Origin of the sequence: Pseudomonas sp. JS425, from assembly GCF_018223845.1 — a bacterium.
Lineage (GTDB): Bacteria > Pseudomonadota > Gammaproteobacteria > Pseudomonadales > Pseudomonadaceae > Aquipseudomonas > Aquipseudomonas asiatica.
This window is the reverse complement of record NZ_CP073661.1, coordinates 5,803,729-5,815,822: the sequence shown is the minus strand read 5'-3', so window position 1 is coordinate 5,815,822 and position 12,094 is coordinate 5,803,729. Positions and strand designations below refer to the sequence as shown.

At 60.3% G+C, this 12,094-nt stretch carries 10 protein-coding genes; 4 read left to right on the top strand and 6 right to left on the bottom strand.

Going from position 1 to position 12,094, the window contains the following annotated elements; all coding sequences use genetic code 11:
- Positions 1–17: 17 nt before the first annotated feature.
- Positions 18–503 (top strand): protein-export chaperone SecB, encoded by a 486-nt coding sequence (gene secB / locus KDB76_RS26710; RefSeq protein WP_013974581.1) that lies wholly within the window; start codon positions 18–20, stop codon positions 501–503.
- Positions 504–745: 242 nt separating this feature from the next.
- On the opposite strand, the gene KDB76_RS26705 is transcribed toward secB, so the two are convergent.
- Entirely contained in the window at positions 746–1,696 is a 951-nt protein-coding gene (locus KDB76_RS26705; RefSeq protein ID WP_013970357.1) for an IS110 family transposase, read from the bottom strand.
- A 251-nt stretch (positions 1,697–1,947) separates the two neighbouring features.
- Positions 1,948–2,409 carry a tRNA (uridine(34)/cytosine(34)/5-carboxymethylaminomethyluridine(34)-2'-O)-methyltransferase TrmL gene (gene trmL / locus KDB76_RS26700; protein WP_013974580.1) on the bottom strand — a complete coding sequence of 154 codons (462 nt, stop codon included), beginning with the start codon at positions 2,407–2,409 and terminating at the stop codon, positions 1,948–1,950.
- Between trmL and KDB76_RS26695 the strand changes: the two genes are divergently transcribed.
- On the top strand, positions 2,408–2,845 hold the full coding sequence (locus tag KDB76_RS26695; RefSeq protein ID WP_015272117.1) for a hypothetical protein: 438 nt from the start codon (positions 2,408–2,410) through the stop codon (positions 2,843–2,845). The genes trmL and KDB76_RS26695 overlap by 2 nt on opposite strands.
- 440 nt (positions 2,846–3,285) lie before the next feature.
- On the opposite strand, the gene ntrC is transcribed toward KDB76_RS26695, so the two are convergent.
- The 4 genes from ntrC to glnA form a co-directional block, all read right to left on the bottom strand.
- The gene (gene ntrC / locus KDB76_RS26690) at positions 3,286–4,722 is read right to left on the bottom strand and encodes a nitrogen regulation protein NR(I) (RefSeq protein WP_038410202.1); all 1,437 of its coding nucleotides are present in this window, start codon (positions 4,720–4,722) and stop codon (positions 3,286–3,288) included.
- A complete protein-coding gene (glnL, locus tag KDB76_RS26685) occupies positions 4,719–5,804 on the bottom strand; it encodes a nitrogen regulation protein NR(II) (protein WP_038410200.1) in 1,086 nt (361 codons plus the stop codon). The genes ntrC and glnL overlap by 4 nt, the downstream gene beginning before the upstream one ends.
- A 272-nt stretch (positions 5,805–6,076) precedes the next feature.
- The gene (locus KDB76_RS26680; protein ID WP_015272116.1) at positions 6,077–6,520 is read right to left on the bottom strand and encodes a cupin domain-containing protein; all 444 of its coding nucleotides are present in this window, start codon (positions 6,518–6,520) and stop codon (positions 6,077–6,079) included.
- Between the two features lie 174 nt (positions 6,521–6,694).
- Positions 6,695–8,101 (bottom strand): type I glutamate--ammonia ligase, encoded by a 1,407-nt coding sequence (glnA, locus tag KDB76_RS26675; RefSeq protein ID WP_015272115.1) that lies wholly within the window; start codon positions 8,099–8,101, stop codon positions 6,695–6,697.
- 470 nt (positions 8,102–8,571) lie between these two features.
- Here glnA and thiI point away from each other — a divergent pair, with 470 nt between their 5' ends.
- Together thiI and typA are read left to right on the top strand one after the other, a co-directional pair.
- Entirely contained in the window at positions 8,572–10,026 is a 1,455-nt protein-coding gene (thiI, locus tag KDB76_RS26670) for a tRNA uracil 4-sulfurtransferase ThiI (protein ID WP_013974574.1), read from the top strand.
- 127 nt (positions 10,027–10,153) lie between these two features.
- Complete coding sequence (gene typA / locus KDB76_RS26665) at positions 10,154–11,974, top strand: translational GTPase TypA (RefSeq protein ID WP_003259874.1); 1,821 nt, start codon at positions 10,154–10,156, stop codon at positions 11,972–11,974.
- Positions 11,975–12,094: the final 120 nt, after the last annotated feature.

Genomic DNA, 12,094 nt, shown 5'->3' with positions numbered 1-12,094 from the left:
TAGGATAAGGATCTGCCATGACTGACCAACAGACCAACGGCGCTGCTGCAGAAGACAACAGCCCTCAGTTCTCCATGCAGCGCATCTATGTGCGCGACCTGTCGTTCGAAGCCCCGAAAAGCCCGCAGATCTTCCGCCAGACCTGGGAGCCGAGCGTTGCCCTGGACCTGAACACCAAGCAGAAAGCCCTGGAAGGCGACTTCCACGAGGTGGTACTGACCCTGTCGGTTACCGTCAAGAACGGTGACGAAGTGGCCTTCATCGCTGAAGTGCAGCAGGCCGGTATCTTCCTGATCAAGAACCTGGACGCGGCTTCGATGAGCCACACCCTGGGTGCGTTCTGCCCGAACATCCTGTTCCCGTACGCCCGCGAGACCCTGGACAGCCTGGTGACCCGCGGTTCGTTCCCGGCCCTGATGCTCTCGCCGGTCAACTTCGACGCCCTGTACGCGCAAGAAATGCAGCGCATGCAGGAAGCCGGCGAAGCGCCAACTGTGCAGTAATAGCTGCATTTGAAAAAGGGCGACTTCGGTCGCCTTTTTTGTTGGCCTGTTCCGGCCCTATCGCCGGCAAGCCAGCTCCCACAGGTACTGCACAGGTTTCAAGGCTGGTGCGGTCCCTGTGGGAGCAACTGTCTTTAGAGATTTATTTTCAAGCGTGCCATTCGGGCAGGGCTTCGCTCGATACCGCGTAGCGGTGTCGCTGGCGAAGCCCGCATTTGTAGAAAATCGATCCTCGTTCGTGATCAGGGTGCGGGTACCTGAGGCTTGAGCTCTTTCCACTCCGTTCCGTCACGCAGCATTGCGTTCAGGCGCACCAGCAACACGCGCATGCACGCCACTGCGGCAACTTTTGCGCGCTTGCCTCGGGCTATCAGGGCTTCATAGCGGGTTCTAACTTCTGGGACATGCTGGATCATTGACCAGATCGACATGTAGGCCGCCTTGCGGACTCTGTAACGCCCGCCTTCGATCTTCCTCGGGCCACTCTTCTTGCCGCTGTCTTTGTTGTACGGCGCTAACCCAGCCAAGGCTGCAATTTCGCGCCCCGTCACGCTTCCCAGCTCAGGTAGGTAGGCCATGAAGGTGCCACAACTGATGACGCCAATCCCTTTCACAGACCTTAGCCGCATGGCTGTCGTGCGATCCAGCACGTTCGAGGCACGCTCAATCGCCTTGTCCAAGGCCTTAATCTGATCATTCAGGTAAGCGACATGCTCGGTATAAACGGTAATGGCCGTAGCTGAAGTGGTTTGTTTCATCCGACGCTTGTCATCATCCCGATGCTGGACAAGATTGCCACGGAGTTTGATGAGCTCTCCCAGTTCATCCCGATCTTGATTAGGCTCTATCTGCGGCAAGTCCTCGAAGTCCCTGGCAAACCGCGCCAGCATCTGGGCGTCGATCTTGTCAGTCTTGGCAATTTTGCCCATGGCACTCGCATAGTCCCGACAGCGCCTGGGGTTGACCCTGACGACGTTCAAACCCTCCAGTCGCAAGGCTTTGAATACGGCCCGTTCATAGCCACCGGTGGCTTCCAGCAAGACCCGTTCGACCTCAAGCTCGTTCAGGCATGCGATCAGTTGCGCAAAGCCCTCAGAGTCATTCCTGACCTGGAACTGGGGAATACTTTCAGGAAGAAAGCCCACATCCAGAGTCGCTTTCGAAACGTCGAGACCAACGAAGTAGGAAATCATCGCCAAGCCCTCTTACACTCAAGAAGTGAGAGCACTCTGACTTAGCCCTAGCTTGTGACTGCGAGTTCGCCACTCATTCAACTGTTCGGGCTTAGGTCAGAGTGGGAGGTGGATGGCGACTAGGCTCCCACTCGTGCTTTAGAGCACACCTGGCTTTCAGTCTGCCATCCACTGCTCTCACCCTTTCGAGTTTAAGAGACCTTGAAGACACAAGCTGGCTTGCCGGCGATAGGGCCAGTGCAGGCAGCGCATCAACTGCCGGCAAACCCATTCTGCCGCCACGCCTCATACACCGTCACAGCCACGGTATTGGACAGATTCAGGCTGCGGCACCCCGGCCGCATCGGCAGGCGCAGGCGTTGTTCGGCCGGCAGGCTGTCCAGTACTTCGGCCGGCAGGCCGCGGCTTTCTGGCCCGAACAGGAAGGCATCACCCGGCTGGTAAGCCACTTCGTGGAACGGGTGCGAGCCCTTGGTGGTGAAGGCGAACAGCCGTGGGTTGCCCAGGCTTTCCAGGCATCCGGCCAGGCTCTCGTGGCGCTTGAGCGTGGCATACTCGTGGTAATCCAGCCCCGCGCGCCGCAGGCGCTTGTCGTCCAGTTCGAAGCTGATGGGCTCGATCAGGTGCAGGTCGCAGCCGCTGTTGGCGCAGAGGCGAATGATGTTGCCGGTATTCGGCGGAATTTCTGGTTGAAAAAGGATGACGTGAAACATGCACGGCTCCAAGCGTGAAGATGACGGGCATTCTACCCCCGAACCGGACGTGCGTTCGAAGGCGTTCCCGCGGGTGATGCTGTCGCTGGCGATCGTCGGCTTGATGGTAGGGTTGATGATCGGCCGCCTGACTACACCCGACGAGCGCGAGTTGCAGCAGGTGGAGGTGGTGCAGGATGGCCTGGAGCTGTGGTTCAACGAAGAGCCTCAGCTGCATGGCGAGAATGTGGACGGAACCGTAGCACTGTTGTTCCAGGCCCAAGGCAAGGCCCGGCAAGGGCAACTGAGCCTGCAGGGCAAGCCTGTGAGTTGGCGGGTGCAGAATAGCAAGGAAGGGCTGTTGCTGACGGTGGTGGCCGCGCGCCCCCTGCACGGCGAGTGGGCCGGTGCAGAGGACGCTGGGCGCTGGCGGTTGCAGGTGAAACTGCACGAATAAAAGAGGGGATATCCCGGCCTGCCTGTACCAGGGTCCCCGAAAGGGGTACTGCGTATAAAGAGGGGATGGCCCGGCCTGCCTGTACCGAGGTCCCCAAAACTGGCGATGTTGCGAATAAAAGAGGGGTTCACCCGGCCTGCCTGTACCAGGGCCCCCGAAACTGGATATGTATTGTTTATTGCAGGGGGCGTGCCAGTTTTGAAAAGCCCGTGAATCTGGGCTTTCAGGGTGAATTGGCCGTTTTTTGAGGGGATTTGTGCCTTAGTGAGGTGCATCGGGCACAGGATCGGTGCATCGAAGGGCTGAAATGTTTGGGGCCGCTTTGCGGCCCATCGCGACACAAGGCCGCTCCTACAGGGGATCGCATTCTCCTGTAGGAGCGACCTTGTGTCGCGATGGGCTGCGCAGCAGCCCCAGAGAACTATGGGTTTACCTGGAACTCAGTGCTCGTCACCTTCCTCATCATCGCCCCCCGCCACATTCATCCCCAGTTCCTTGATCTTGCGCGTCAGGGTGTTGCGTCCCCAACCCAGCAACAGTGCCGCATCGCGCCGACGGCCAGCGGTGTGCTTGAGCGCCGTCTCGATCATGATCCGCTCGAAGCTCGGCACTGCGCTGTCCAGCAGGCTGGTCTGCCCACGCGCCAACGCCTGGTCGGCCCACTGGCGCAGGGCCTGCTCCCAGTTGGTTACCGGTGCGGCGTCCTGTGGCAGGTTCAACAACTCCGGCGGCAGGTCGCCGATCAGCACTTCGCGGCTGGAGGCCATCACGGTGATCCAGCGGCAGGTGTTTTCCATCTGCCGTACGTTGCCCGGCCACGGCAGATTGCAAATGAATTCCTCGGTTTCCGGCTTGAGGATCTTCGGTTCGACCGCCAGTTCCTGGGCGGCGCGGGCGAGGAAGTGGCGGGCGAGGGCAGGGATATCTTCGCGGCGGTCGGCCAGCCGCGGAATGTGGATGCGGATCACGTTCAGGCGGTGGAACAAGTCCTCGCGGAACTTGCCGGCCTGCACCAGCGACTCCAGGTTCTGGTGAGTGGCGGCGATGATGCGCACATCGACCTTGACCGGTACGTGGCCGCCCACGCGATAGAACTCGCCATCGGCCAGCACTCGCAGCAGGCGGGTCTGTGTGTCGGCGGGCATGTCGCCGATCTCGTCGAGGAACAGGGTGCCGCCGTCGGCCTGCTCGAAGCGCCCTCGGCGCAGGTTGGCGGCGCCGGTGAAGGCGCCCTTTTCATGGCCGAACAGCTCGGACTCCATCAGGTCCTTGGGGATGGCTGCCATGTTCAGGGCGATGAACGGTGAGGCCGCACGCGGGCTGTGGCGGTGCAGGGCGTGGGCCACCAGCTCCTTGCCGGTACCGGACTCACCGTTGATCAGCACGGTGATGTTGGAGTGGCTGAGGCGGCCGATGGCGCGGAACACCTCCTGCATTGCCGGTGCTTCACCGATGATTTCCGGGGTGCGCGCCAGACTCTGCGGCACATCCAGCCCTTGTTGCTCCTGGGCGTGCTGGTTGGCGCGCTTGACCAGCGAGACCGCCTCGTCCACATCGAATGGCTTGGGCAGGTACTCGAATGCACCGCCCTGGTACGACGCAACGGCGCTGTCCAGGTCGGAGTGGGCGGTCATGATGATGACCGGCAGGCGCGGGTGCTGCTCACGGATCTGTGCCAGCAGGTCAAGGCCGCTGGTGCCCGGCATGCGGATGTCGGAAATGATCACGTCAGGTTGCTGGCGTGCCAGGCGGCCCATGACGCCATCGGCGCTATCGAAGCTCTGGGTGGTCATGCCTTCCTGTTGCAGGGCTTTTTCCAGGACCCAGCGGATGGAGCGATCATCGTCGACGATCCATACGGTTTCACTTCGGCTCATGAGGCGGTGGCTCCTTGTTCCAGGGGCAGGTAGATCGAGAATGCGGTGTGGCCTGCATGGCTTTCACACTCGATCAGGCCCTGGTGCTGGCTGATGATGTTCTGGGTAATGGCCAGGCCCAGCCCGGTACCGTCCGGGCGACCGCTGACCATGGGATAGAAAAGGGTGTCCTGCAGTTCCGGCGGGATGCCCGGGCCGTTGTCGATGATCTCCACCCTCGCCACAAGGCGATGGCGCACATGGCCGATGGTGAACTGGCGCAGGGCACGGCTGCGCAGGGTGATGCGGCCCAGGCGCAGTTCGTTCTGCGAACTGATCGCCTGCATGGCATTGCGCACGATGTTGAGCACCGCCTGGATCATCTGCTCGCGGTCGACCAATACGTCAGGCAGGCTGGGGTCATAATCGCGCACCAAAGTGATGCAACCCTGGCTTTCGGCCTCGATCAGGCTGCAGACCCGCTCAAGCACTTCGTGGATGTTGGTCATGGCCAGCGACGGCAGCTTGTTCGAGCCGAGCATGCGGTCGACCAGGTTACGCAGGCGATCGGCTTCCTCGATGATCACGTTGGTGTAGTCGCGCAGGCCTTCTTCAGGCAGCTCGCGGGCCAGCAGCTGAGCTGCGCCGCGAATGCCGCCGAGGGGGTTCTTGATTTCATGGGCCAGGCCGCGTACCAGCATCTTTGTGGTTTCCTGCTTGCTCAGCTGGGCCTCTTCCTTGGTGATGCGCAGCAGCCGGTCGCGCGGGTGCACCTCGAGCAGCAGCAGGGTCTGGCCCTGGTGCAGGATCGGCGTAACCGCGTAGTCGACGGTGATGGTCTGCCCGGTCAGCGAGGTGAGCTGCGCTTCGCGCTTGGTGAACGGATGCGCCTGCTCGACCGCCTGGCGCAGCGAGCTGAGCGCTTCGGTCGACTCGGTGAACAGCTCGCTGATGAACTGCCCATGGCTGCGCTGGCCACTCACTGCCAGAAGCATTTCCGCGGCCGGGTTCATGTACTCCAGGCGCAGCTCGGCGTTGAGCAGCAGCGTGGCGGTGGTCAGGTTGTCCAGAAGTAGACGGTGCTGGGCATCGCTGATGGTCATAGGGCGTCGTCGACCTCTTTTGGCGCGTGTCGGGCATGGGCGCGGCCATGGTCGGGCGCGCGGTGGATCCGCTGATTCCAGTCTTTGGGCAAAAAATGCAAGAACCAAACCAAGGCTCCGAAAAGAAGCGGAATTTGCCGATAAAGCCCTGGAAACGGGAAAATTCGCACCAGAATGAACTGATTAAACGGTTCATGTGATCGCTTTTGGGGTGCATTCGGGGGCGTTAGTCCACAGCGCGCACCAATATGGAGCATAGGTGGTTTCAGGGTTTATCGCACAGTTGGCGGGCATTCGGCTTCTGGCGTTGAAAACGCAAGGTCTTCATTGCTTGCGTGGAACACCATGACAGTGGCGGGCTGCCCAGTGGTGTGCCCGCGGTGCACTTCCCCTTGAAGTTCGGCCAGCGTCTGGCCTGCAACCAGGCTTGTCCGCTTGCCGTCGCGGGTTTCCACCTCGAGTCGTCCCTCGGTCAGATAGCCTAGATTGAGCGCCTGGTGACAGTGCCAGCCAAGGGTGGTGTGGGCGGGAATGCTGACTTTCACAAGCGACAGCACTGGTCGTCCTTCGGGGTAATCGAGATAGGGAGTACCGTCCCAACTGCCGGTGGCGCGGTGAAGCACCTGTGACGTTGCCTGGCCTGGCGCGGTGCCATTGCTGGCGCAGCCGGTGAGGAGGGCGGATACGGTAATCATTGCAGGTAGAAGTTTGCGCATGGCGTGATGTCCTTTGACTGAAGGGACGCCTACCCTGCGTGCTGAGGGGGGCGGCGAAATGTCAGCGGCATCTGCCGGTTCTGTATGAAATCGAGGACGCAGCCACGGAAACGAAAACGGCCTCCCGAAGGAGGCCGTTCGTGATCATGTCATCGGCGCGAGGCGCCGATCAGATCAGCAGCTGTAGTACAGCTCGTATTCCAGCGGGTGAACGAAGGTGCGGACCTTGATTTCTTCTTCGCTCTTCAGCTCGATGAAGGCATCGATGAAGTCGTCGGAGAACACGCCGCCCTTGGTCAGGAACGCACGGCCCTTGTCCAGCTCTTCCAGAGCTTCCTTCAGGCTGCCGCAAACCTGCGGAATGTCCTTGGCCTCTTCAGGCGGCAGGTCGTACAGGTTCTTGTCGGCAGCATCGCCTGGGTGGATCTTGTTCTGGATACCGTCCAGGCCGGCCATCAGCAGGGCCGCGAAGGCCAGGTATGGGTTGGCCGATGGGTCCGGGAAGCGAGCTTCGATACGGCGGGCTTTCGGGCTGCCGACGTAAGGAATACGGATCGAGGCGGAACGGTTGCGAGCCGAGTAGGCCAGCATTACCGGGGCTTCGAAGCCTGGGACCAGACGCTTGTAGGAGTTGGTCGACGGGTTGGTGAAGCCGTTCAGGGCCTTACCGTGCTTGATGATACCGCCGATGAAGTACAGGGCGGTGTCGGACAGGCCGGCATAGCCTTCACCCGAGAAGGTGTTCTTGCCGTCTTTCCAGATCGACATGTGCACGTGCATGCCCGAGCCGTTGTCGCCGTACAGTGGCTTCGGCATGAAGGTAGCGGTGCGGCCGTAGGCGTCGGCAACGTTGTGCACGACGTACTTCAGCGCCTGTACTTCGTCAGCCTTCTTCACCAGGGTGTTGAACTTGACGCCGATTTCGTTCTGGCCGGCAGTCGCCACTTCGTGGTGGTGAACTTCGACGGTCTGGCCCATTTCTTCCAGTGCGTTGCACATGGCAGTACGGATTTCGTGGTCGTGGTCGAACGGCGGAACCGGGAAGTAGCCGCCCTTCACGCCTGGACGGTGGCCTTTGTTGCCGCCTTCCACGTCAGCGCCGGTCATCCACGAGCCTTGCTCGGAGAAGATCTTGAACATCGAGCCGGAGATGTCCGACTGGAACTTCACTTCGTCGAAAATGAAGAACTCTGGCTCCGGGCCTGCGAATACGGTGTCACCGATGCCGGTGCTCTTCAGGTACTCTTCGGCGCGCTTGGCAATGGCGCGAGGGTCACGATCGTAGCCCTGCATGCTCGACGGGTCGACGATGTCGCAGGTGATGATCAGGGTCGGCTCTTCGGTGAACGGGTCCAGTACGGCAGTTTCGTCGACCGGCATCAGGATCATGTCGGAGGCTTCGATGCCTTTCCAGCCAGCGATGGAGGAACCGTCGAACATCTTGCCGACTTCGAAGAAGTCGTCTTCCAGTGCATCACGCGCCGGCATGGTCACGTGGTGCTGAGTGCCTTTGGTGTCCGTGAAACGCAGATCAATCCACTTGACGTCATGATCTTTGATGAGTTGAACCGACTTCGACATGTTGTCCTCCGGATGGTCTAGAGCGCGGTGGGCCGCTGCCCTGGAAAAAGGGTGTTGCCGGGCGCGGATAGTCGGCCAAGCTTACCTGCCTCACAAGGGAGCAAATTGCATGCCAGTGCCCGAAAATGGCGAGGGCGGGATAAAAGGGGGCGTTTGCGGGCATCTGGGGGTGGGTTGCTGGGGAAAAGTGCACTCTTAAGATGCGAATTTTGGTAGCAGTGCACCAATAGTGTGCATTGCTTGAGTTATGTGCTTTCTTTGAGGGCCTCATCGCTGGCAAGCCAGCTCCCACAGGTAGGGCGCAGGTCTTGAGAACTGTGGATAGCCTGTGGGAGCTGGCTTGCCGGCGATGAGGCCGGTGCAGGCAATATAAATCCGACCTTCTGTACAAAAGTTGGTCAAATCCTGAGCAATTTCCGCTATAATTCGCGCCCCTCATTTTCGGCAGGCCCTGCGCGCGCTGTTAACCAATGAAACTTATCGTCAAAGTCTTCCCAGAAATCACCATCAAGAGCCGGCCGGTGCGCAAGCGCTTCATCCGCCAGCTCGGCAAGAACATCCGCAACGTGCTCAAGGACCTGGATCCTGAGCTCGTGGTCGATGGTGTCTGGGACAATCTCGAAGTGGTCACCCGCGTCGAAGACGAAAAGGTCCAGCGCGAGATGATCGAGCGCCTCACCTGCACCCCGGGTATCACCCACTTCCTGCAGGTAGAGGAATACCCGCTCGGCGACTTCGATGACATCGTCGCCAAGTGCAAGCAGCACTTCGGCCACCTGCTGGCCGGTAAGCACTTCGCCGTGCGCTGCAAGCGCGGTGGTCACCACGACTTCACCTCTATGGACGTCGACCGTTACGTCGGCAGCCAGCTGCGCCAGCAGTGCGGCGCCGCCGGCATCGAGCTGAAGAACCCGGAAGTCCTGGTGCGCATCGAAATCCGCGACCAGCGCCTGTACGTGATCCATAACCAGCACCAGGGCATCGGCGGCTACCCGCTGGGCGCCCTGGAGCAGACACTGGTACTGATGTCCGGTGGCTTCGACTCCACCGTGGCGGCTTATCAGATGATGCGCCGCGGCCTGATGACCCACTTCTGCTTCTTCAACCTCGGTGGCCGTGCCCACGAGCTGGGCGTGATGGAAGTGGCTCACTACCTGTGGAAGAAGTTCGGCAGCAGCCAGCGCGTGCTGTTCATCAGCGTGCCGTTCGAGGAAGTGGTCGGCGAGATTCTGAACAAGGTCGACAACAGCTACATGGGTGTGACGCTGAAGCGCATGATGCTGCGTGGTGCCGCGCACATGGCCGACCGCCTGGAGATCGATGCCCTGGTCACCGGCGAAGCGATTTCCCAGGTGTCCAGCCAGACCTTGCCGAACCTGTCGATCATCGACTCGGCCACCGACAAGCTGGTGCTGCGCCCCCTGCTGGCCAGCCACAAGCAGGACATCATCGACCAGGCCTACGCGATCGGCACTGCCGACTTCGCCAAGCACATGCCAGAATACTGCGGCGTGATCTCGGTAAACCCGACCACCCACGCCAAGCGCCACCGCATGGAGCATGAAGAGAAGCAGTTCGACATGGCCGTGCTGGAGCGCGCCCTGGAACGCGCCCGGTTGATCTCCATCGACCATGTGATCGACGAACTGGGCAAGGACATCGAAATCGAGGAAGTGACCGAGGCGCTGCCCGGCCAGATCGTCATCGACATTCGTCACCCCGATGCCCAGGAAGACGAACCTCTGGTGCTGGACGGTATCGAAGTCCAGGCCATGCCGTTCTATGCCATCAACAGCAAGTTCAAGCAGCTGGATGCCAACCGCCAGTACTTGCTGTATTGCGACAAAGGTGTGATGAGCCGTCTGCACGCACACCACCTGCTCAGTGAGGGACATGCCAATGTGCGTGTTTATCGTCCGGCATAAGACGCCAGGGCTGTATGGCGGCAGCATCCGCCATCGCCCTCCCGACCACCGGGCCCGCTGAGCCTCAAACCGTACATATTCGCCGCCTACACTGGCGGCAACCGAATCCTCTGATCGAGATACAGTTGTGATCGAAAATCTGCGTAACATCGCCATCATCGCCCACGTTGACCATGGTAAAACCACCCTGGTCGACAAACTCCTGCGCCAGTCCGGCACCTTGGAGCGTAACGAGCTCAACGACGAGCGCGTGATGGACTCCAACGACCAGGAAAAAGAGCGCGGCATTACCATCCTGGCGAAAAACACCGCCATCAACTGGAACGGCTACCACATCAACATCGTCGACACCCCCGGCCACGCCGACTTCGGTGGCGAGGTTGAGCGTGTAATGTCGATGGTCGACTCCGTGCTGCTGCTGGTCGATGCCCAGGACGGCCCGATGCCGCAAACCCGCTTCGTGACCAAGAAGGCTTTCGAAGCTGGCCTGAAGCCGATCGTCGTGATCAACAAGGTTGACCGCCCGGGCGCGCGTCCTGACTGGGTTCTGGACCAGATCTTCGATCTGTTCGACAACCTCGGTGCCACCGACGACCAGCTGGACTTCCAGGTTGTCTACGCCTCGGCCCTGAACGGCATCGCCGGTCTGGACCACACCGACATGGCCGAAGACATGACCCCGCTGTACCAGTCGATCGTCGACAACGTACCGGCGCCGAACGTTGACGTCGATGGCCCGTTCCAGATGCAGATCTCCGCTCTGGACTACAACAGCTTCCTCGGTGTTATCGGCGTTGGCCGTATCGCCCGTGGTCGTATCAAGCCGAACACCCCGGTTGTTGCCATCGACACCGAAGGCAAGAAGCGTAACGGCCGTATCCTCAAGCTGATGGGCCACCACGGCCTGCACCGCGTCGACGTTGAAGAAGCCCAGGCTGGCGACATCGTCTGCATCAGCGGTTTCGACGAGCTGTTCATCTCCGACACTCTGTGCGACATGAACAACGTCGAGGCGATGAAGCCACTGACCGTTGACGAGCCGACCGTTTCGATGACCTTCCAGGTCAACGACTCGCCGTTCTGCGGCAAGGAAGGCAAGTTCGTCACCAGCCGTAACATCAAGGAACGTCTGGACAAAGAGCTGCTGTACAACGTTGCACTGCGCGTTGAAGAAGGCGACTCGGCTGACAAGTTCAAGGTTTCCGGCCGTGGTGAGCTGCACCTGTCGGTTCTGATCGAAACCATGCGTCGTGAAGGCTTCGAGATGGCTGTAGGCCGCCCTGAAGTGATCATCCGCGAAGTCAACGGCGTGAAGCAGGAGCCGTTCGAGAACGTCACCATCGACATCCCTGAAGAATCCCAGGGCAAGGTCATGGAAGAAATGGGCCTGCGTAAAGGCGACCTGACCAACATGGCGCCGGATGGCAAAGGCCGTGTACGTCTGGAGTACAACGTACCTGCTCGTGGTCTGATCGGTTTCCGTAACCAGTTCCTGACCCTGACCAACGGTGCTGGCATCCTGACCTCGATCTTCGATCGCTACGACACCATGAAAGCCGGCCAGATGTCCGGTCGTCTGAACGGTGTACTGGTTTCGATCGAGACCGGCAAGGCGCTGACCTACTCGCTGGAAACCCTGCAGGCTCGCGGCAAGCTGTTCATCGAGCACGGCCAGGACATCTACAACGGTCAGATCATCGGCCTGAACAGCCGTGACAACGACCTGGGCGTGAACCCGACCAAAGGCAAGAAGCTCGACAACATGCGTGCTTCGGGCAAAGACGAAGTCATCGCCCTGGTACCGCCGGTTCGCCACACCCTGGAACAGGCCCTGGAATTCATCCAGGACGACGAGCTGTGCGAAGTGACTCCGAAGTCGATCCGCCTGCGCAAGAAGATCCTGGACGAAGGCGAGCGTACCCGCGCTGCCAAGAAAGCCAAGGCTTGATCGTCTAGCTTGAGCTGAAACGAAAACGCCCCCGGTCGAAAGGACGGGGGCGTTTTTGTTTGTCTGACGCAGGTTTTTGTAGGTGATATCTCAAGCTGATGTAGGTTGCATCCTTCACGG